General features: G+C 72.7%; 15 protein-coding genes. 7 read left to right on the forward strand and 8 right to left on the reverse strand.

Going from position 1 to position 20,350, the window contains the following annotated elements; translation table 11 throughout:
• Positions 1–2: 2 nt before the first annotated feature.
• Positions 3–761, reverse strand: a complete 759-nt coding sequence (locus ADK66_RS26340; RefSeq protein ID WP_053659891.1) for a trans-aconitate 2-methyltransferase — start codon at positions 759–761, stop codon at positions 3–5.
• A gap of 221 nt (positions 762–982) precedes the next feature.
• Between ADK66_RS26340 and ADK66_RS26345 the strand changes: the two genes are divergently transcribed.
• Positions 983–2,089: a nucleotide disphospho-sugar-binding domain-containing protein gene (locus tag ADK66_RS26345; RefSeq protein WP_053659893.1), complete on the forward strand. Its 1,107-nt coding sequence runs from the start codon at positions 983–985 to the stop codon at positions 2,087–2,089.
• 56 nt (positions 2,090–2,145) lie between these two features.
• A complete protein-coding gene (locus ADK66_RS26350) occupies positions 2,146–2,712 on the forward strand; it encodes a dienelactone hydrolase family protein (protein ID WP_053659895.1) in 567 nt (188 codons plus the stop codon).
• Between the two features lie 99 nt (positions 2,713–2,811).
• Here ADK66_RS26350 and ADK66_RS26355 read toward each other — a convergent pair whose 3' ends face one another.
• Entirely contained in the window at positions 2,812–4,968 is a 2,157-nt protein-coding gene (locus ADK66_RS26355) for an AAA family ATPase (RefSeq protein WP_231640201.1), read from the reverse strand.
• A gap of 271 nt (positions 4,969–5,239) precedes the next feature.
• Between ADK66_RS26355 and ADK66_RS26360 the strand changes: the two genes are divergently transcribed.
• The 4 genes from ADK66_RS26360 (at position 5,240) to ADK66_RS26375 (ending at position 13,357) form a co-directional block, all read left to right on the forward strand.
• Positions 5,240–8,137 carry a LuxR family transcriptional regulator gene (locus ADK66_RS26360; RefSeq protein WP_053659898.1) on the forward strand — a complete coding sequence of 966 codons (2,898 nt, stop codon included), beginning with the start codon at positions 5,240–5,242 and terminating at the stop codon, positions 8,135–8,137.
• Positions 8,138–8,267: 130 nt separating this feature from the next.
• Positions 8,268–9,038, forward strand: a complete 771-nt coding sequence (locus ADK66_RS26365) for a DUF5995 family protein (RefSeq protein WP_053659900.1) — start codon at positions 8,268–8,270, stop codon at positions 9,036–9,038.
• 538 nt (positions 9,039–9,576) lie between these two features.
• On the forward strand, positions 9,577–11,673 hold the full coding sequence (locus ADK66_RS26370; RefSeq protein ID WP_197281638.1) for an APC family permease: 2,097 nt from the start codon (positions 9,577–9,579) through the stop codon (positions 11,671–11,673).
• 172 nt (positions 11,674–11,845) lie between these two features.
• Complete coding sequence (locus ADK66_RS26375; RefSeq protein WP_053659903.1) at positions 11,846–13,357, forward strand: hypothetical protein; 1,512 nt, start codon at positions 11,846–11,848, stop codon at positions 13,355–13,357.
• Between the two features lie 122 nt (positions 13,358–13,479).
• Here the strand turns inward: ADK66_RS26375 and ADK66_RS26380 are convergent, their stop codons facing one another.
• Positions 13,480–13,686, reverse strand: coding sequence for a hypothetical protein (locus tag ADK66_RS26380; protein ID WP_053660102.1), 207 nt, complete (start codon positions 13,684–13,686; stop codon positions 13,480–13,482).
• 251 nt (positions 13,687–13,937) lie between these two features.
• Between ADK66_RS26380 and ADK66_RS26385 the strand changes: the two genes are divergently transcribed.
• On the forward strand, positions 13,938–14,765 hold the full coding sequence (locus ADK66_RS26385) for a hypothetical protein (protein ID WP_053659905.1): 828 nt from the start codon (positions 13,938–13,940) through the stop codon (positions 14,763–14,765).
• Positions 14,766–14,791: 26 nt separating this feature from the next.
• On the opposite strand, the gene ADK66_RS26390 is transcribed toward ADK66_RS26385, so the two are convergent.
• The 5 genes from ADK66_RS26390 to ADK66_RS26410 form a co-directional block, all read right to left on the reverse strand.
• Positions 14,792–16,039 (reverse strand): low temperature requirement protein A, encoded by a 1,248-nt coding sequence (locus tag ADK66_RS26390; RefSeq protein WP_231640202.1) that lies wholly within the window; start codon positions 16,037–16,039, stop codon positions 14,792–14,794.
• A gap of 217 nt (positions 16,040–16,256) precedes the next feature.
• Positions 16,257–17,336 carry a hypothetical protein gene (locus ADK66_RS32490; RefSeq protein ID WP_053659907.1) on the reverse strand — a complete coding sequence of 360 codons (1,080 nt, stop codon included), beginning with the start codon at positions 17,334–17,336 and terminating at the stop codon, positions 16,257–16,259.
• A gap of 255 nt (positions 17,337–17,591) precedes the next feature.
• Positions 17,592–18,941, reverse strand: a complete 1,350-nt coding sequence (locus tag ADK66_RS26400) for an NAD(P)/FAD-dependent oxidoreductase (RefSeq protein ID WP_053659909.1) — start codon at positions 18,939–18,941, stop codon at positions 17,592–17,594.
• Position 18,942: 1 nt separating this feature from the next.
• Complete coding sequence (locus tag ADK66_RS26405) at positions 18,943–19,290, reverse strand: TcmI family type II polyketide cyclase (protein ID WP_053659911.1); 348 nt, start codon at positions 19,288–19,290, stop codon at positions 18,943–18,945.
• Between the two features lie 93 nt (positions 19,291–19,383).
• Positions 19,384–20,199 (reverse strand): BTAD domain-containing putative transcriptional regulator, encoded by an 816-nt coding sequence (locus ADK66_RS26410; protein ID WP_053659914.1) that lies wholly within the window; start codon positions 20,197–20,199, stop codon positions 19,384–19,386.
• Positions 20,200–20,350: the final 151 nt, after the last annotated feature.

Here is a 20,350-nt window from a genome sequence, read left to right on the forward strand (position 1 = left end):
GCTCAGCGTACTGCCGCCACGGCGGCGTCCGAGCCGCCGCGCCACACCGTCCCGACCTCGGTGAACCCGGCCTCGGTGAGTGTCTTCACGTGCCAGGACACCGCAGGGGCCCACTCTGGGCTGTGCCCGGTCGGGTAGATGGCGTGCCGCTCGGCGACGAGCGGGGCCAGCGTCGGGTCGGCACCAGCCCGCGCCCACCAGTCTGACCAGGAGAGCATCGAACCGGTGGCGTACCGCGCCTGGCGGCGCTCGCGCGCCCGTCCGGTCATCCGCTTCGTCAGCTCGGGCAGGGCGTCGTCGGGCATGTGGTCGGCGTTGACGAAGATCCCGCCTGGTCGCAGGACGTCGCGGATCTCCGCGTACAGCTGGCCGAGCCGGTCGCCGGGCAGCCAGTGCAGGGCGGTGGCGGTGAGCACGCCGTCGTACTCCTGGTGGGGGAGCGCGGAGCGCCACTCGGGGGTGCCGAGGTCGGCCGTGACGATCTCGGCCCGGTCGCCCAGCGAGGCGCCGGCGATGGCAAGCAACGCCGGGTCCAGGTCCAGCAGTGTCACCTCGGCGTCGGGGAAGCGCGCCAACGCCCGCAGCGAGATGGTGCCGGTGCCGCCGGCCAGGTCGAGCAGGCGTGGCGGTCGACGATCGAGTACGGCGTCGAGGGCGTCGAGCATGGCGGTGAACCGGTGTTCCCGGTCCGGCATGTACGCCTCCTGCTGACGGTCCCAGCTCTCCTGCCAGGCCCACGGTTCCACGAGGTAAGGAGTCATGGCGAGCAGACTAGTTACCGCTGCGGAGCACTGTCCAGACCTTGTTGCACATTCTTGGCAACTGCTAAAGAATGGCAGGGCGATGATCAGAGATGCGCCGGGCTGGTCGGATGGCCAGCCCGGCGCACCGCGTACAGCCGGATCTGGCGGCCTGGTCGGCAGGGGTGCCCCGGGCCGCACGGGCATTCGGCTCCAGCTCTGTTGACATAGGATCAGCGTCCATGCGCGTGCTGGTGGTCTCCGCCCCGCTGGTCGGGCACGTCTTCCCGCTCGTGCCGCTCGCTCTCGCGCTACGCGACGCCGGCCATGACGTACTGCTGGCCACCGGTGGCGGCGGGCTGGCAGCCGCCGACGCCGGCCTGCCGGTGCACGACATCGCGCCGGGGTTCGACTTCGGCCGGATCGCGCTGCGGGTCTTCCCCCGTCATCCGCTGATCGCGCGCGCCGAGCTGGCCGGCACCGCCGGCACCCGGGGCGCCGGCCTGCTGTTCGGCAAGCTCAACGACTACCTCACCGATTCGGTGGTCGCGCTTGCCACCCGGTGGCAGCCGGATCTGGTGTTGCACGAGCCGTTCGCCGTCGCCGGAGCGGTCGCCGCCGCGCGGCTCGACATTCCGGCCGTACGCCAGGAGAACGCCCTCTTCGACGGCCGGGAACTGGTCCGTGCCACCACCGCCCGGCTCGGCGCCGCCCTGCGCCGGCACGGCCTGGCCGAGCTACCGCCGCCGGCCGCCGCGCTCGCCGTGGCTCCGCCCAGCGTGGCCGCCCAGAGCGGCTGGCCGATGCGGTACGACTCCTATGCCGGCGGCGGCGAGCTGCCGGCGTGGCTGCGTGAGCCGGGGGAGCGGCCCCGGATCCTGGTCACCCGCAGCACCCTCACCGGCCCCGGCGACCGAGGGCCGATGCCCGCCGTGGTGGCCGCGGCCGCCGGGGTGGACGCCGAGATCGTGCTGGTCCGGCCCGATGCGCGGTCGGCTCGGTCGCTGCCCGGCAACGTGCGGGTGGTCGACTGGATTCCGCTCGACGAGGCGTTGCCGGCGAGCGCGGCGCTGGTCCACCACGGCGGTGCGGGCAGTGCCCTCGGTGCTCTCGCCGCCGGCCTGCCCCAACTGGCCACCGTGGGCGCGGGGGACCGGCGGCACAACGCCGAGCTGGTGGCCCGTCGAGGTGCCGGCCTGGCCCTGCGCCCCCGCGACATCACCGCGCTGACGCTCACCCGCCTGCTCACCGACGACGGCCTCCGCATCGCCGCCGCGGAGGTCAGCCGGGAGATCGCCGCCATGCCGCCGCCGTCGGAACTGGTGGACCGGCTGACGGCGTTGGCCTGACCGCGCTCCCGCGTGGCCGCACCGGAATCGTCGTCGCGCTGCGGCAGGATGACCTGATGCGACACGTCGTGCTGTTCCATTCGGTGTACGGGCTGCGACCCGCCGTACGCGCCGCCGCCGACCGGCTGCGCGCCGCCGGGCACCGGGTCGTCACCCCCGACCTGTACGGAGTGCCCGCCACCGAAACCGTCGAGGAGGGCTTCGCGCTGCTCGACAAGGTCGGCCACGAGGTGGTGCTCGACCGGGCCCGCACAGCGCTGCGGGACCTCCCGCCGGAGACCGTGCTCGCCGGCTTCTCGATGGGCGCCGGTGTCGCAGGAGCGCTGCTCGCCGAACGCCCCGACGCCGCCGCGCTGCTCCTGCTGCACGGCACCGGTGGCGCGCCGGACGCGGTTCGACCCGGGTTGCCGGTGCACCTGCACCTCGCCGACCCGGACCCGTACGACGCGCCGGACGAGGTCGACGAGTGGCAGCGGGCCATGACCGACGCCGGTGCCGACCTGACGGTGTTCCGCTACCCCGGCGCGGGGCACCTGTTCACCGACCCCGACCTCGACGAGTACGCCCCGGACGCAGCCGACGCGGCCTGGCCACGGGTGCTGGCCTTCCTGGCCGCCGGCTGAACGATCGACAGGTAACGCTGCCTCCCACCGTGGCGCGCGGTCCGTGTCCCGTCCGCCGCGGGGGTCCGCCTCGCCGCACTGCCCCGTGATGCCGGGCGTTCAGGCGGAGGCGGCCAGGCCCTCCAGCGGACGGACCGGCACCACAGCGGGTACGCCGTGCGCCGCACCGGGTAAAGCGCCGACGCCGGCCCGGGTGAGGCGTCCCGCAGAGCCTGGCACGGGGGGCGCCGCACGGTTCGCCGCAGGGAGCCGATCGGACCGCAGGGGTAACTGAGTGAGCGTGCCGGCGTGCGACACGGACCCCGGCAGGGTCCGGGCCGGCGGCGCATGACCGGCCGACCCGACGGCTCGGAGCCGTCGCACGCCCAGCGGACTGCTGATGTCGTGGATCGCCGCGGCCGATGGGGTGCCCGCCGAGACGGGAGTGCGGCGGGGCACCGGTGCCGAGCCGGCCAACGCGGTGTCGAGACGCACGACCTCGGCGTGCCGCGTGGGCGAGCCGCTGACAGTGCCAGCGCTGACAGTGCCAGCGCTGACGGCGCCAGGGTGGACGGCGGCAGCGCGGCTGTCGGGCTGCCGGGCCAACGAGTGGACGCTGTGCAGGCGCGGAGTGCCGGCGGCCCGGCGGGCGAAGACGGCCCGCAGCGCGCGGGGCAGCCGCTCGGCGGCAACCTGGCGCAGCGCGGGAGCGGTGAACGCGTACCCGCCGCCGCGGCGGGGGAGCAGCAGCCCGGCGGCGACCAGATCACGCAGCGCCGCGGCCGATCGCCCGGGCGCCCAGTCGAGCGCGCGGTCGATGGCCGCGCCGGAGATCCCGCCGTCGAGGGTGCCGGCTGCCATCAGCACCGCACGGTGCTCACCGCCGAACCGGTCCAGCTCCGCGCCGGCGGCCCTGCGCACCGCGTCGGGCAGCCCGCCCGCCGTCGGGTCCGCACACGTCGTGATCGCTGCCACGTACGCGGCCGCGTGCCCGGGTCGTCCTCCGACCAGCGGCAGCAGCCGGTCGACAAGGGCGACCGGCTGGCCGGCGCGGGCCAGCAGGTGGCGCAGCAGCCGACCGGACTGCACGGTGGCCAGCGGCCGGATCGCCACCCGGCGGGCCGGGCCGGGTCGGGTGTCGGCCCACTGCGGCTGGTGCACGGTGAGCACCGCCAGCGGGAGCTCGCGCGCCGTCGCGGTGCTGAACAGCGCGTGCAGGAACCGGCTCACGGCCGGCGCGGCCCGGTCCACGTCGTCCACTGCGACGACGAGCGGGCCGTCGGCGGCCAGGCGCAGCAGGACGTCGCGGCAGATCGCTGCGCCGGTCAGGGCGTCGGCGCCGCCGTCCGGAACGGCAAGCAGCTGCTGCAACGCCGGCACCGCCGCTGCGACCCGGTCCGGTGTGAACAACGGCGTCAAGGTGTCGGTCAGGCGTTTGCGGACCGTGGCCGGGCCGTCACCGTGCCGGATCCCGGCCAGGTTGCGGACCAGCTCCGCGACCGGCGCGAGAACCTGATCGGGGTACGGCGGGCAGCCCACCACGCACCACCGCACCGACACGTCGTCCATCGTGGACAGCGTTCGGGTCAGCTCGTGCAGCATGCGGCTACGGCCGCTGCCGGTCGGGCCGACCACTGACACCCAGCGGGGCGAGCGCTCCCGCAGCGCCCGGGTCAGCTGCTCGGAGATGGTGGCCAGCTCGCGGCGGCGGCCGATCAGTGGGCCGTCGTGCCGGGCGACGCTGGGGCGTATCGGGCCGACGGCATGCCAGACCGGCATCGGCGACACCCGGCCGGAGACCGGCACCGATACCAGTTGGCGTTGGGCGATCAGACCGGCGGTGGCCCGGGCCGTGGTGGCGCAGAGCGCGACGGCGCCGGGAGGCGCGTACTCCTGGAGGCGGGCCGCCGTGGTGATCACCGCGCCGCTGGCGACGCCGTGGCCCCCGCTGACCGCGTCGCCCAGGTCGACCACCACCTCGCCGGTGGCGACGCCCACGCGGACCCGCAGCCGGATGTCGCCGACCGTCGAGCGACGGTCCAGCGCGGCCTGGATCTCCAGTCCCGCGCGCACCGCCCGGTACGCGTCGAAGCCGTCGGAGTGCCGCGCCCCGAACAGTGCCATCACCGCGTCGCCGACGTACTTCTCGACAACGCCCTGCCAGCGGTGCAGCACTCCGGCGACGGTGTCGAAGTACGCGCGTTGCAGGGCGCGGACGTCCTCGGGGTCGAGCCTGTCGACAAGTGCTGTGGAGCCGACGATGTCGACGAACAGCACGGTGACTGTGCGTCGTTCCGCGGGTACCGGCCAATGTGGGTAGTCGGTCCGCGGCCTGTCGGCGACGATAGTGATCATGGGTAGCGCACCGGCCCTTTCCTGCTGACGGCTGATGACCCTCCGGACATTGGCATTCGTGGGCTGACCGGGGATCTGCCGAACGACGTATGTCGGCCACCCGCAACCTTTAGTCGCAATCTCGACGCGACGAGTACCACAAGCGGCAAGTGGTTGTAGAACGGTCCAGGGGCGTGTGATTAGGCTGCGTGCCATGGCCAGCGATGTGGACACCGCACCGCTCGTGGGCCGGGCCGGGCTGGTGCAGACGGTTCGGTCCGCCCTGATCGGTGACGTGGCACAGGGGCAGACGGCCGCCGTCTTCCTCACCGGCGAGAGCGGTGTAGGTAAGACCCGCCTCCTCGGCGAGATCGGTGCCCGGTTGCGCGACCAGGGCGCACTGGTGTTGACCGGCGGTTGCCTGGACATCGGCGATGCGTCCCCGCTGCACCCTCTCCTGCAGGCGTTGCGGCGTTTCGACGCCGACCTGCCTGCCTCGCAGGCGCGCACCTCCTCGGCCGTGCGGAGCCTGTTGCAGATGTTCGCCGAGGAGACCGGCGGCCCGGACGGCGCGAGCGCCCTGCTGGAGCGGGTGTCACGCGGGCTGCATCTGATCGCCGAGGGGCGACCGCTGGTGCTGATCCTTGACGACCTCCAGTGGGTCGACCGCAGCACCCGGCAGCTCCTGCTCTACCTGCTCGCCGGTCTCGGTGACCTTCAGCTGTCGGTGCTGGCCGCGGTGCGCGCCGAGTCGTTGCAGGGCGCCCACCCGCTGCGTCGGGTGCTCACCGAGCTGCGCCGGCTGCGCTCGGTGCGGGTGCTCGACCTGGCCCCACTGGATCGCGCCGACACGGAGAAGCTCGCCGCCGCGGTGCTGGGCGGTGACCTGCCCGCCGAGGCGGCCGACCAGGTGTGGCAGCGCAGCGGCGGCAACCCGTTCGTCGTCGAGGAGTTGGCCCGTGACCTGCGCGATGGGCGCGACGGGCTGTCCGAGACGCTGCGGGAGATCTTCCTCGACCGGGTCGACGCGCTGCCGCAGCACGCGCACGCAGTGGTGCACGCGGTGGCCGCCGGTGTGGAGCCGGTGCAGCACTGGCTGCTGGCCGAGGTGTTGGGGCTGCCGGAGGGGGAGCTGATCGACGCGGCCCGCGCCGCCGTGGCTCACCGGCTGCTGGTCGGCGCCGACGACGGCTACCGGCTGCGACACCGTCTCGTGGCCGAGGTGCTGGCGCACGAGTTGCTGCCGGCCGAACGCTCTGGCATCCACCGGCGCTACGCCGAGGCGCTGACCGCCGCGCCGGGCGAGCTGCAGCAGGCCAGGTTGGCGCATCACTGGCGCCTGGCCGGCGAGCCGGCCCGTGCCCTGCCGGCCGCTGTGGCCGCGGCCCAGGAGGCCGAGCGGCTGCACGGCTACGCCGAGGCGCACCGGCACTGGTCGGCGGCGTTGCAGCTGGCCGAGGACTCCGGCTCGCCGGCGGCGGACCGGGTCGAGCTGCTCGGCCATGCGGCCGAGGCGGCCCACCACTGCGGGGAGCACGCTCGTGCGTTGGCCCTGCTGGAGGAGCTTGCCGAGTTGCAGGGCGGGGAGCCGACCTGCGCACTGCACATCCAGCGGGCCCGTTACCTGGCGGCGGCGGGGCGCTCCGCGCTGGCCGAGGAGGAATACCAGCGGGCGCTGGAGGCGGCGGACTGCTCGCCGCGCGACCGGGCCACCGCCGCGGCACGCCTCGCCGAGCTGCTGCTGCACCTGGGCCGGTACGCCGACGCCGGACAGCGTGCCCGGGAGGCGCTGGCACTCGCCGCCGACGTGGAGGGCTCCGCCACCGAGGTGGTGCTGGCCAGCTCGGCGCTGGGCTTCAGCGACGCCTGCCTGGAGGACCCGGACGCCGGGTTGGCGGTCATGCGCCAGGCTCTCGAAACCGCCGAGCGCGCCGGTCAACCGGAGGACGTGGCGTGCGCGTACCTGCACCTCGCTGAGCTGCTGACCGGGCCGCTGAACATCCTCGAAGAGGGGGTGCTGGTGGCCCGGCGGGGTGCCGAGCGGGTCGCCGAGCTGGGTCTGGGCCGTACCTGGGAGACGCGGCTGCTTGCCATCGCCACCAATGGACTGTTCCGGGTGGGCCAGTGGGCCGAGGCGGAGAAGGTGGTGGCCGCCGCGCTGCGGCACCGACCGTCCGGGGCGGACGCCGTCGAGCTGCTGCTGGCCCGTTGCCGACTGTCGGTGGGCTACGGCGACATCGAGGCCGCCGACCGGGATCTCGACGCCGTGGCGACGGTGCTCGCCGGCGGTGGTGCCCGGCACGTCATCCCGCTGCTCACCCTGCGCGCCGGGCTGGCGATGTGGGAGGGCCGGCACGATGTGGCACGCCAGGCGGTCCAGCGTGGCCTGACCGAGAGCCGTTCGGACGACGTGACGATCCTGTCCGCGCTGGTCTGGCACGGCCTGCGCGCCGAGGCCGAGGCGCACGCCAGTCGTACCGTGGCGGTGGACCCCACTGCGGTGCGTCGTCTGCGTGGTGTGGCCGATCGCGTCGCGCGCAAGAGCGCGTCCGCTGCCCCGCCGGTGCGGTCGGTTGTGGACGGCTTCCTGGCGCTGTGCGCCGCTGAGGTGAGCCGCCTCGACGGCAGCGATCCGGAGCTGTGGGCTACCTCGGCCGCCGAGTGGGACCGCCGCAACCATCCCTACCCGGCGGCGTACTCGCGGCTGCGGCAGGCCGAGGCGCTGCTGGCCCGGCGTAGCCGGCTGGCCACCGCGGGCCGGCTGCTGCGCGAGGCGCACCAGATGGCGCAGGGGTTGGGCGCGGTTCCGCTGACCTCGGAGATCCGGGGGTTGGCCGGGCGGGCCCGGGTGCCGCTCCAGGAACGCGACGATCGCGCTGGCCGGGGTGCCACGCCGGCTCAGCCTGTCGACGACGAGTTGGCCGCACTCACCGCGCGTGAGCGGGAGGTGCTCGCCCTGGTCGCCGAGGGTCTGACCAACAAGGAGATCGGGCAGCGTCTGTTCATCAGCGAGCGGACCATCGGCGTGCACGTGTCGCACATCTTCGACAAGCTCCAGGTCCGCACCCGTGTTCAGGCCAGCGCGATCCAGCTGCGCATCGGGCGCGCCTGACCGACGTACGTAGTCCGCGCGGCGCCTGTGCGCGCCGGATACGTCGTTTTACTGATTCCGAGGGTGGGTGCCTGTTGAGAGGCTGAGCCCCGTCGACGGCGGTACGGCCGTGAACCAGCATGGAGGAGAGATGACCGAACCGGTCTGGGGACCTGTCCACGGGGACATCGTCGACCTGCTCGCCGATCACCCCGCGGACGTGCCAGCGGTGGTCGATCACCTCACCAAACTCCAGGACATGCTGGTGCGGCTGCCGCCGTTGGAGGAGAGCTGCCCGCTTGCGGACTTCAACAAGCTCTACCTGACGATCACGAGCAGCGTGCTCGACGGCCTGTACGACGACCGTTTCATCGACCCGGTGTTCCTCGCGCGGCTGGACGTCGAGTTCGCCGCCCGCTACTTCGACGCGTTGCGGTTGTGGACCGACTCCAGCCCCGGCACCCCGAAGGCGTGGTCGTGTCTCTTCGAGCGCATGCGCGGGCCGGACGCCCGACCGTTGCCGTCGGCGGCGGCCGGGGTGAACGCGCACATCAACTTCGACCTGCCGTTCGCGCTGGTGACCACGTTCGACCACCTGGAGTCGGAGCCTGTCGACGGCAGCGACCAGCACCACGACTACCTCGAAATCAACAACATCTTCGCGGACAAGATCCCCGGTCTGCGTCGCGGCTATCTGGAGCAGTGGCAACTGCTCATCGACATGCTCAACGGCGACATCGACGACTGGTACCAGGGGGAACTGGTCGAGTACACCCGCGATGTCGCCTGGCGCAACGCACAGAAGATCTGGCGGTGCCGGCACGATCCGGCCGCCCACGAGAGTGAGCGCAGACGGTTGGACAAGAACGCCGCCGCGCTCGGCCGGCTGCTGCTCTCGCCCCTGGGGGCGTTTCTGCAATAGCCGGGGACGGGGGGTCCCCGCGCTCTGCCCGGTGGTGGGGCGGCGGAGCGCGGGGACACGTCCCGCACGTTCCACCCACCCCGTGTGGCCGTCTGACGGCCGCGTCGGGGAGGCGGCCGGTCGGCTCCGGGGGGTGTCGACCGTCTGCCGCCGTCGGCCGGCTCGGGGGGTGCCGGCCGGCGGTTGGGGGAGCGGCGGGAATTCCGAGGGTGTCGGCGGGCCGGTACGGGGTACGCCCGCGCCATGACCGTCCTGGCCCGGCGCCGGCCCGCCGCCCGACCTCGGCCCTCCCGACCCCGCCGTGCGCGACCCGGCCCGTTGCGGCCGGGTGACCCGGTGCCGCGACCCGCTGCCCGGCCGGGTGCGCGTTGACCGGCGTACGGCGTCAGCGGTGACCGCTGTCGGCCCACCCGCGCCGAGCCGGTTGCCAAGCGGACCGGACCACCCCTGAGCAGGTCATCCACGTCCCCGGTTCCGCCGCTCGGGTCGTGGGCGACCACCTACCGTCGGATCAGAACCTGCGAGGGTGGGACGGGCGATGGCTGACGAGCACCGGGCGAGGCCGCGACGCTGGAGCGGCCGCCGCCACACACCGACCGGACCGGATCCGGCGCTGCGCGCCGCCCGCGACCCGGCCCGCCCGCACCGGGGCGGTCGCAGCGGTGTCGTGGTGCCCGAGCGGGTCGCCAGCCCGGCCCGGCCGGGGCCGCCGACGAGTCCGCTGCGCCGGTGGCTCTTCGAACACCGGGTGCAGCCGCCCGGCCCGGAGACGGCCGAGGGGCAGAACCGCAGGCACGCGTGGTGGCAGGTGATGTGCCTGACCGGCGTGGACTACTTCTCCACCCTGTCGTACCTGCCGGGCATCGCGGCGGTGGCGGCCGGTGCGCTGTCCCCACTGGCGACCCTGCTGATCGTCGCGCTGACCCTGTTCGGCATGTTGCCGATGTACCGCCGGGTGGCCCAGGAGAGCCCGCACGGGCAGGGCTCGGTGGCGATGCTGGAGCGGTTGCTGCCGTTCTGGCGGGGCAAGATCTTCGTGCTGGTGCTGCTGGGGTTCGTGGCCACCTCGTGGATCATCACGATCACGCTGTCGTCGGCCGACGCGACAGTGCACCTGCTGGAGAATCCGTACCTGCCGGACAGCATGCACGACCCCGTGGTCCCGGTCGTGGTCACTGTCGTGCTGCTGCTCGTCCTCGGCGGGGTGTTCCTTCTCGGGTTCCGCGAGGCGGTGGTGGTGGCCATCCCGTTGGTGGCGGTGTTCTTGCTGCTCAACGCGGTGATCGTGGTGGTCGCGGTGTCGCGGATTGTCGCCGATCCGACAATCGTGTCGGACTGGACTGCCGCGTTGACCGAGGGCGGCGCCGGCCCGGGCGAGGTGCTTGTCACCGCGGTGCTGGCGTTCCCGTTGCTGGTGCTGGGGCTGTCCGGGTTCGAGACCGGGGTCAGCATGATGCCCCTGGTGGCGGCCGACGGGCCGGATCGGCAGGCCCGCCTGGCGGCCCGGATCCGCAACACCCGGCGGCTGCTCACCACCGCCGCGCTGATCATGTCGGTCTACCTGATCTCGACGACGTTCGTGACCACAGCGCTCATCCCGGCCGAGGAGTTCCGCCCGGGCGGCGGCGCGAACGGTAGGGCGCTGGCCTTCCTGGCACACACCTATCTGGGCGAGGTGTTCGGCACTGTCTATGACGTGAGCAGCGTGTTCATCCTGTGGTTCGCGGGCGCCTCCGCGATGGCCGGGCTGATCAACATCGTGCCGCGGTACCTGCCCTCGTACGGCATGGCCCCGGAGTGGGCGCGGGCGGTGCGACCAGTGGTGATCGTCTACACCGTGGTCAGCGTCGCCATCACGATCGCCTTCCGGGCCGACGTGAACGCCCAGGCCGGCGCGTACGCGACGGGCATCCTGGCGATGATGGTCTCCGGTGCGGTGGCGGTGAGCATCTCGGCGGTCCGCCGCCGCCAGCGTGGCGCTGCCGTCGGCTTCAGCGTGCTGAGCCTGGTTCTGCTGTACGCGCTGATCGAGAACGTCTTCGAGAAGCCGGACGGGATCACCATCTCGGCGCTGTTCATCCTCGGCATCAACGCGGTGTCGCTGGTCTCCCGGGTCACCCGGACCACCGAACTGCGCGCCGAACGGATCGATTTCGACGAGCCGGCCCGCCGCTTCATCACCGAGTCGTTGGCGCACGACGGGCAGCTGCATCTGATCGCGAACAAGCGGCAGACGGGCTCGCTGAAGGAGTACACGATCAAGGAGCGCGGGCAGCGGGGGATCAACCCGGTGCCGGGGGCCGCCGACGTGCTGTTCCTGGAGATCGACGTGGGGGACCCGTCGGAGTTCAGCCAGGTGCTGGAGGTGCGCGGGATCGAGGTGGGCGGGTTCCGGGTGCTGAGGGCAAGCAGTTCCGCCGCGCCGAACGCGATAGCGGCGATCCTGCTGGCGTTGCGCGACGCCACAGGGGTCCGGCCGCACGCGCACTTCGAGTGGTCGGAGGGGAGACCGCTCGCGCACCTGCTGCGGTACCTGATCCTCGGCCGGGGCGACACCCCGCCCGTCGTACGGGAGATCCTCCGCCGTACCGAGCCGGATCCGTTGCGACGACCGGGCATCCACGTCGGGGGGTGAGGGCGCGCACCATCTGATGATGTAAAAGATGAATAGCAGCGTTATTCACGTTCACACCTTCCTGTCCGTATTGCGGCCCTATCGTGACCTTTGGTGGTCGGCGGCACGTCGAGCACCCCGCGCCCGGATCGGCGCGCGGTCACGTTGAGCAGTCAGGAAGGCAGGCACCACGATGTCCACGTACCGAGGAGGAGACCCGGCACGCCCCAGACGGCGATCCCGATGGTTCTTAGCCGGCGGCTTCCTGGCCGGGAGCCTGGTGGTGGGGGCGGCCGGCGTGGCGGGCGTCGCCGCGGCGGCCGACCGCGACCTCTCGCTCCCGGGCCTGGCCAAGCTCAGCACCGCGGCCAGCGACGACGACCGACGGCCCGGCGACCGGCCGGAGCGGGAGCGGGACCGGGACGACGCCGGGCGGGCCCCACGGAACACCCCCGGCACCGGCAAGCGCGGTGTGGTCGAGGTGCCCTGCGACTCCGCGAAGCTGGTGGCGGCCCTGGTGACGGCCAACGCGCAGGGCGGCGGCGAGCTGCGGCTCGCGCCCCGGTGCCGCTACGTCCTCAGCGAGGCGTTCCACGAGACGGACCAGTACGACGGCGGGATCCGCGACGCGCGCGAGGCCGCCGACGCCGCCGAGACCCCCGGTGACGCCGAGGCGCCGCCGCACAACCCGGCCGATGACACGGCCGGCCTGCCGGTGATCTACCAGCCCATCACCGTGGACGGCGTCGGTGCCACCATCGCCCGCGACGCCCAGGCCGCGCCCTTCCGATTCTTCACAGTCCGCGACGGCGGCGAGCTGACCCTGCGCGACGTCACGCTGCACAACGGTCGCTCCGCCATCGAGGGTGGCAGCGTGCACGTGGTGCACGGCGCGACAGCCGTCGTGGACCGCGTCACCGTCACCCACAGCACGTCGCTGTCGCCAGAGGGCGGCGGCGGTGGCATCTTCAACGACGGCAACCTGGTGGTCACCGACTCCACGTTCATCGGCAACAGCGCCTCCGGCGCCGCGGGCAAGGGCGGGGGCCTGCTCAACGGCGGTGTGCTGACGTTGAAGCGTTCCGAGTTCCGTAACAACAGCGCCAACGGCTACGGCGGCGGGCTCGGTAACTACCGGGGCGCGGCCGAGGTGGAGAGCGTCAGCTTCACGCAGAACAGCGCCGCGCAGGGCGGCGGCATGGCCAGCTTCTCGGCCCGGACCAAGGTCTCCGACACCGAGCTGCTGAACAACACAGCGCAGATCGGTGGCGGTGCCGCCAACTCCGACGCGGTGCTGGTGATGCGCAAGATGACCATCCGCGGCAACACCTCCACCATCAACGGCGGCGGCATCTCCACCGTCAAGGGTCTGCTGCCGCTCGACGACAGCGTGGTCGACGGCAACACCACCCACGGTCTCGGCGCCGGCATCTACGCCGAGAAGTCCAACCTGCTGGTACGCGGCAGCGACGTCACCGGCAACGAGGCGGTCGGCGCGGCGTCCAAGGGCGGCGGCATCTACGCCACGGCGGGCTCGTTGGCGCTCTACACCACGAAGGTCACAGACAACGCCGCCACCGTGAAGCCGGGCGGCATCTTCGCCCAGCACGCCCAGGTCAAGATCGACGACGAGAGCGTTGTCGTCGAGAACGAGCCGACGAACTGCGACGGTAGCGCGGTGCCGATCGCACGCTGCTTCCGCTGAGCGTCAAGCCAGACGACCATCCCGCGAACACCGCCTGCCGCCCGGACGAGCCCTCGCTCGTCCGGGCGGCAGCAAACGGCCCGCGCCCTTCGCAGGGGTGCGGGCCGGTGGTGCTCGGTGTCCTACTTGGACGGTTCGGGCAGCTTGCAGTCGACCTTGGGGTTGGCGCCGATGTAGTTCAAGGGCCCGGCCACGATGGTGACCAGGATGGTGCCGGCCTCGGCGCAGTTGGTGTCGTCTCCGCTGTAGTAACCCCGCTGGCCCGCGGCGACAGCGCCGATCACCAACCAGATCACGACGAGAACTCCGAGTATCGAGGTGCCGCGCATCGCTGCCTCCTGAAGGAATGTGGTGGATCTGAGGTGCACCGGTTGTACCCAATCGGGTCGCGCGGCTAACGGCGGTCGCCCGCGACCTCGGCGGGTCGTCCGTCCGGCTGATGTCAGTGGCCCGTCGGTACCGCACCGGCATCGGCCACCCGCACCACGTACCGACCGGCGGCTATCGGATCGCCGACCGTTCCCGCCGCCGCGTGGGCTGCCGGACGTAGAACTGCGTGAGGCCCCGCCGAGGAGGACTCATGGACGCCCGGACACCGCCCCTCTACATCGACCGCCCCGAGGACGTCGCGGTCGCCGCCCGCGCGCTGGCCGGTGGCGCGGTCGTCGCGGTGGCGTTCGCCAACTTCTACGCCATCGTCAGCCGTCCGGACGCCGCCACCGTGCGTCTGGTCAACCTGGCCAAGGGCCGCCCGATCGACCAGGTAGGCAGCATCACCACAGGCGTCTGCCGCATCCCGGCGATGTTCGACTGGTCGCGGGTCTCGCCCCGGTTGCCGGCCGGGCGGGTGCTGGCCCTGATGGACGCCCTCTACGGCGCCGGGCCATTCGGCTTCCGGGGCCCGGCCGCCGACCGGCTGCCCGAGCACCTGACCCAGGTCGACAGTGGGCTGCGCACCACCCAGGTCATCGCGCCCGGGCTGACCTGCCCGTCGAACGCCTTCTTCGAGCGGGCGCTCGCCGAGACCGGATCGGATCACCTCTACATCACCTCGGCGAACCGGTCCCGGCACCGCACCGGCCTGCCCGACGAGCCGGCGCACTGGAAATCCGGGGCGCTCGCCGCCGACTTCGCCCACCTGACCGACCTGGTGGTTCTCGTGCACCGCGACGAGGCGGCGGCCCGCGCCGCCTACCCCGGCTACCGCACCACCTCGGTGACCCTGCTCTCCTTCCACGCGCCGGAAGGCGAACTGGAGGAACCGCCGGTGCTCACCGTGGACCGGCACGGCTCGCTGCATCTGGACGACGTACGCCGGGCGGCCGCGCCGCTGGGCCTTCAGGTCCGCCTCGGCGACACCGCCGGGCAACGGCTGCGGGTCCGGGAGTACGCGGGTGCCCTGGTGTGAGCGGGTCCGGTGGCGCGGACCCCGCATCAGTGCGGTGGCGCAGGCGCCTCCGGAGGTCTACCCAGACTGCGGCGGTAGTCAGCGTAGGCAACGCCGGCCAGCACCAGCATCGCGCCGAGGGAGGCGAAGAACGACGGCAGGAACAGCGCCCCTGACGCGATGGTCAGCAGCGCCAGCACACCGCCCGGCCGGGACCACGACACCCGGCTGAACACCTCGTACTCGAAGGCGGCCCGGCCGACCAGGAACAGCGCCGGACCGCCGAGGATCACCGCCACCCACGCCGGTGGTACGCGGCCGGGATGTTCGTGCAGCAGCAGTTCGAACCCGGAGGCCGTGGTCACCACTCCGGCGATCATCACCAGGTGGGTGTACGGCGCGCTCAGCAGGAACCTGCTGGGCAACCTGGCCGACTGGATGGCGAGCGGCAGGAGTTGGCCGGACTTGTGGACGTAGATCCGCCACAGCAGCAGGGTGGTCGCGAAGGCCACCGCGAACGCGCCGATGTTCTGCCACTCGGAGTGCGCCAGGCTGAACATGGTGCCGATGGTCAGGATGGCGTCGCCGAGGGCGATGATGAAGAACTGCTGGTACCGCTCGGACAGGTGCTCGGCGGTGACGTTGCGCTGCTCCTCCGGCACCACCCCGAGGCCGGGCACCGGGTATGCGAGCCGGAAGCCCACGTAGTCGATAGCGAGCGCGAGGGCCCAGCAGGCCAACCGGGCGTCACCGCTGACGAACGCGCCGACGATCCAGGGTATCGCCGACACCGCGAACCAGGTGACGATCCGTGCCGCCCGGCGCTGGAACTCCGGCTCGTGCCGTACGGCGGGCATCAGGAACAGTCCGCGCCCGAGGTGGATCGCCACGTAGGCGCCGGCGAAGACGATCCCGCGGGCGCCGAACGCCTCCGGGATCGCTGTCGTCATCAGCAGCGCGCCGAACATCACCGCGCTGATCAGCATTTTGATCTCGGTGCGTTCCGGGTCGTACAGGTCGGTGACCAGTGTGGTGATCGCCCACGTCCACCAGACAGCGGCCAGCAGGACCAGTGCCTGGGCGGCTTGGCGCCAGTCGAGCTGCTGCACGAGCCCACGGGAGATGAGGGCGAGCGCGACGACGTACACCAGGTCGAAGAAGAGTTCGAGCAGCGTCACCCGGCGCGAGGCCTCCGGGTCGCGTGCCGGCGCCCGGGCTCCGCGTCGCCCGGGCTCCGACGCGGAGAGGGACACGGTCGCTCCTGCGGTGCCGACGCGGCGGACCGTGCGGTCCACCTCGACCGACGCTAGCGAGCAGCCGGCCGCGCCGCCCGGACTCGTCCATGTTCTCCCTCGACCGGGGGTGATCCGCCCCGTCGCCTGGGCTTCAGGGGCTCCTCCGTTGTGTGGCGGCTCAGGGCCACCGAACCGATCGTGGACGCAGCCCGACAAGGATCGAGCCCCTGGCCGGCGTCCCCGTGGGAACGCCGGCCAGGGGCTCGATGTCGAAACGTCAGCCCTGGTCGCCGCCGGGCAGCACCGCGACCGCCTCGTCGGCGGCACCGGCCAGCACCCGCGCCTGCTGGGGCCAGGTGGCCAGGCTGGGCGCGGCACGCAGGCCGGCGGCCCGGATCAGGTCCCGCAGGGCCGCCTCGTCCAGTTCGGCGAGCTGGCCGTAGGTGCGTACTCCGGCGGTCTGCAACGCCGCCGCCATCTTCGGCCCGACGCCCTGGATCCGGCGGAAGTCGTCGGCCGGGCCGGCGTCCGTGGAGTCCGGCGCGCTGTCGTCGGCCGACTGTGCCAGCGGGGCGGCGGCCGGTCGGACCGGCGGCGTGGCCCGCGCCGGCTCGGTGGCCTGGGCGTCCGCCGACGACACGCCCGCGGCGACGGCAGCCGCCGTCGCGGCAGAGGTGTCCTCGGTGTACGCGCCGTCGGCCGCCGTGGTCTCGGCCGGAGGCGCGTCGGTGGTCGTGGTCTCGGCCGGCGGGATGTCGGCGAGGGTGGTCTCCGCCGACGGGGCCTCGGCCTGCGGGGCCTCGGCCTGTGAGGTGTCGTCCTGCGGGGCGTCAACCTCCGAGGTGTTGGCCTGCGGGACCTCGGCGTGCGGGGCGTCGGTGAGCGGGAGGTCGTCCGCCGGCTCGCGGGGAGCGATGACGGACGCCGGGGCGGCCTGCTCGGCGGGCTGCTCCTCGGGCGCGATCGGTTCCGCCGTGGGCTCCGGGCGGACGTCCGCCGCGTCGGCGGGCTCGGCGGCGGGGACCGGCGGCGGGGCTTCGGTGAGGGCCATGTCGCCCACGTCGAACGTGTTCGGGGTGTCCGCTGGGGCGGGCTCGTCCGACGTGGTCACCGCAGCCGGTGCGCTGACCGTGTCCACGGGGGCAGGCCCGTCGACGACAGCGACCGGAGCGGGGTCGACGGTCGCTGCCGCCCGATCCTCGTCGATGGTCGCCGGTGTCGCCGGAGGGGCCACCACGGCCAGGCCGGCGACGGGGTCACCGTCCACCATCGACGGACTCTGCCCGTTGGACTGCGCGCCCTGCCGGCCGCGCAGCAACCATCCGGCGGCCAAGCCCAGCAACAGTGCCAGAATCACTATCAGTGAGTGTCCGATAGACCACTCCACGGCGAACCTCCCTCTCACGTCGTCGGAAAAGTCACGAGAAAAACTCGCCGCAGCTTCGCACATGCGCTGCGGCGACGACAGGCAGGATCGGTCAGGGAGGGTGTGGGTGGGACGGGCACCTCGCGGGGTGCGTGACGGGTGACGCAGCGTCGCGACGGACCGCCTCGCACAGCAGTCGACCCGGACACGCGCGGGGCGTGTGCCCGGGTCGGTGACGGCGGAAGTTCAGTCCTGGTCGCCCTCGTAGGTGTGGAAGTCGTTGACGAATCGGCGGCGCAGTCTCGGCACCCGGCTGGTCACCCCGAAGTAGCCCCGCGCCCCGAGCAACGCGAGCCGACCCACCACCGGCCGGTACATCCGGTCGTCGCCGCTGGTACCGCTGCGGTTGAGCGACTCGGCGACCCGTGCGAAGCCGTACGGCACCATCGTTGCCTCGTAGTCGGCCACCGCCTGCACCAGCGTCTTGTCGCCGTCGACGGCGCGGGCGAGCTGCTCGCAGAGCAGACGGGCGTCGCGCAGCGCGGTGTTCGCTCCCACCCCACGCCCCGGTGTCATGGTGTGGATGGCGTCGCCGAGCAGCGTGACTGTCGTGCTCTTCCAGGGCGGCGTCGGCTCGGACGTGCTCACCCTGATCGGCAGGGCACTGCCCGGATCGGCGCGACTGAGCAACTCCCGCAGGTGCGGATGCCAGTTCGGGGTGAGGTCCAGGGCCAGTCCGATCAGGTCGTCGCCCCGCATCCGCATGACATCGGCGGGAAAGCGGCGGGCCGTACTCCAGATGATCAGGTTGATGTGGTCGGTGCTGGTGTCCTGCGACAGGCCGGGCCAGGCCCGCAGCAGGGCGGCGCGGTCGGCGCTGACACCTTTCTTGATCGTCCGGTCGGTGTGCCAGGGGAACTCCATGACGTGCAGCACGCCCATGGTGCCGCCGGTGCCGAAGATGAGCGAGATGCCCGTACGGACGCGCTCGGCCAGGAGGTCACGGGTGTGCGGGGTCAGGGGGATCCGCGTGGCGATGTTGATGGTGCCGGCGTCCCGGATGACGGCGTGCGGCAGGTACTGCCGGCGTACCGCCGAGTGCGTGCCGTCGGCGGCCACCAGCAGGTCACCGGTGGCGGTGGTGCCGTCGGCGAAGTGCGCGGTGACGTCACCGTCGTCGTGCTGCTCGTACCGGATGAAGGTCTTGTCGAAGTGCACCACGTCGGCCAGGCCGGTCAGCAGTACCTGGCGCATCGTCATGCGACTCACCGAGTGTTCGGTGTGCACCGGGTCGACGGCGGGTCGCAGCTCGAACGAGGCGGTCTCGGTCAGCTTCTGTGTGAGCACGTTGAAGTAGCGCGGCGCCTGGGCGCACGTGGCCAGGAAGGTGGCGAACACGTCCGGTGGCAGACAGTCGCGCAGCGCTCGCGTGCCGGTCGGACCGATGCCCACCCGGTAGCCGAGGAGCCCTCCGGAGCGGTGCTGGTGCCGTTCGTAGACGGCGACGCTGATCCCGGCGCGACGCAACCCGTGCGCCAGGCACAGCCCGCCGGTGCCAGCTCCGATGATCAGGACGTGCGGCGGCGCGGTGGGCACGTCAGCCGGCCGGGTGGGCGGCGGTCGCGTCGGCAGCGTCCCATTGGTAGAAACAGTCGGCTATCGCGTCCTTGGGGGAGCGCCAGGTCGACAGGTACGGCGAGGTGTGTGCGGCGAGCCGCTCGTTCACCTGCCGGAACAGCGGATGGTTGCGGGCGGCGGCGAGCGCGTCCGGGTCGACGTCCGAGGTCTCGATGAGATGCACGTACAGGTCGTGCAGGCTGTAGAGGGATCGGTGGACGACACCGGTGAGACCTGGCAACTCGGTGGCGTCGGACTCGGCGAAGATCTGCGCGACGCGCCCCTCCTCGCCCGGGACGATCCGGCTGACGATCAGCAGACGACTCATGGAACCCCTTCCCCCGGTGACCGTTTCCGACCCTCGGGTCAGTGGCCACGTGCTCGATTCGCCAACCGTGGCGCACTGTGTGTCACGTCGCCGTCACGTGCGCCGGACGGCCGGTGACGGCCACCCGCCGACCTCCGGGCCGGTGCTCGTCGGGCGGGTGGCCGCGCGGATCGGGCCGAGCGTGTCGTCGAGCAGCGCGCTCATCGCCGGGCTGGGCTCCAGCCGCAGCTCCCGACGCAGCAGGTCGCGGTAGACGTAGAAGGCGTGCACGGCCTCGAAGGCGTTGCCCTCGGCGAGGTGGATGCGGACCACCAGCCGGTGCGGTGTCTCGCGCAGCGGCTCGGCGGCCATCGCCTCCAGCGCGGCCTGCAACGCCTCGCCGTGCCGGCCCGCGGTGAGGTGCTGCGTGGCCACCTGCTCCAACATGTGCAGGCGCAGCTGACGCAGCCGTTCGCGTTCCAGGAGCACCCAGTCGTCGTACCAGCCGGGCAGCAGGTCGTGCCGGCCGGCAGCGAGCGCCCCGGCGGTGGTCCGTACGTCGGCGCCGTCGCGGACCCGGGCGGCCGTGCCGACCAGATCGTCGACGTCCAGTCGGACCGAGGGGTGCAGCCGGACCGTGTCGCCGGCGACGGTCATCGGGCAGCACGGGTCCTGCCGCAGCCGCCACAGCGCGGTCCGCAGCGCCGACAGTGCCCTCTCCTCCGACGCGTCGGGCCAGAGCAGCCCGGCCAACTGACTGCGGGGGGCGCCGGGGCGCAGCCCGATGAGCGCCATCACGCGTTGCAGACCGCGCGGCACCACGACCGGCGCGGAGCCTCGCAGGAGTCGGAAGCCGCCGAGCAGGTGCAGCGAGATGTCGGCGGCTGCTTGGGAACCTCCGGCGGTCGGCCTGGACGGGTCAGCGGTCACGGCGGCACCCCCTGCGGAACGCTGGGTCCCGACTGTCTGCTGTGTCCGGATGGTTGCCCGTGACGCCGCTGTCGACCCCGTCGGTGGGGCGCCAACACTGCCGTCCGGGCGCGGCGCCGCCCGCCGGAGCCGCCGGGCTGACCACGGTGAA

The sequence above is a fragment of the Micromonospora sp. NRRL B-16802 genome (genome assembly GCF_001279555.1).
In the GTDB taxonomy this organism is placed as follows: domain Bacteria; phylum Actinomycetota; class Actinomycetes; order Mycobacteriales; family Micromonosporaceae; genus Micromonospora; species Micromonospora profundi.

What these genes read in the sequence shown, in the direction of transcription:
- ADK66_RS26340 (WP_053659891.1), bottom strand. Translation starts at nt 761, where the DNA reads ATGACTCCTTACCTCGTGGAACCGTGGGCCTGGCAGGAGAGCTGGGAC.
- ADK66_RS26345 (WP_053659893.1), top strand. Translation starts at nt 983, where the DNA reads ATGCGCGTGCTGGTGGTCTCCGCCCCGCTGGTCGGGCACGTCTTCCCG.
- ADK66_RS26350 (WP_053659895.1), top strand. Translation starts at nt 2,146, where the DNA reads ATGCGACACGTCGTGCTGTTCCATTCGGTGTACGGGCTGCGACCCGCC.
- ADK66_RS26360 (WP_053659898.1), top strand. Translation starts at nt 5,240, where the DNA reads ATGGCCAGCGATGTGGACACCGCACCGCTCGTGGGCCGGGCCGGGCTG.
- ADK66_RS26365 (WP_053659900.1), top strand. Translation starts at nt 8,268, where the DNA reads ATGACCGAACCGGTCTGGGGACCTGTCCACGGGGACATCGTCGACCTG.
- ADK66_RS26370 (WP_197281638.1), top strand. Translation starts at nt 9,577, where the DNA reads ATGGCTGACGAGCACCGGGCGAGGCCGCGACGCTGGAGCGGCCGCCGC.
- ADK66_RS26375 (WP_053659903.1), top strand. Translation starts at nt 11,846, where the DNA reads ATGTCCACGTACCGAGGAGGAGACCCGGCACGCCCCAGACGGCGATCC.
- ADK66_RS26380 (WP_053660102.1), bottom strand. Translation starts at nt 13,686, where the DNA reads ATGCGCGGCACCTCGATACTCGGAGTTCTCGTCGTGATCTGGTTGGTG.
- ADK66_RS26385 (WP_053659905.1), top strand. Translation starts at nt 13,938, where the DNA reads ATGGACGCCCGGACACCGCCCCTCTACATCGACCGCCCCGAGGACGTC.
- ADK66_RS26405 (WP_053659911.1), bottom strand. Translation starts at nt 19,290, where the DNA reads ATGAGTCGTCTGCTGATCGTCAGCCGGATCGTCCCGGGCGAGGAGGGG.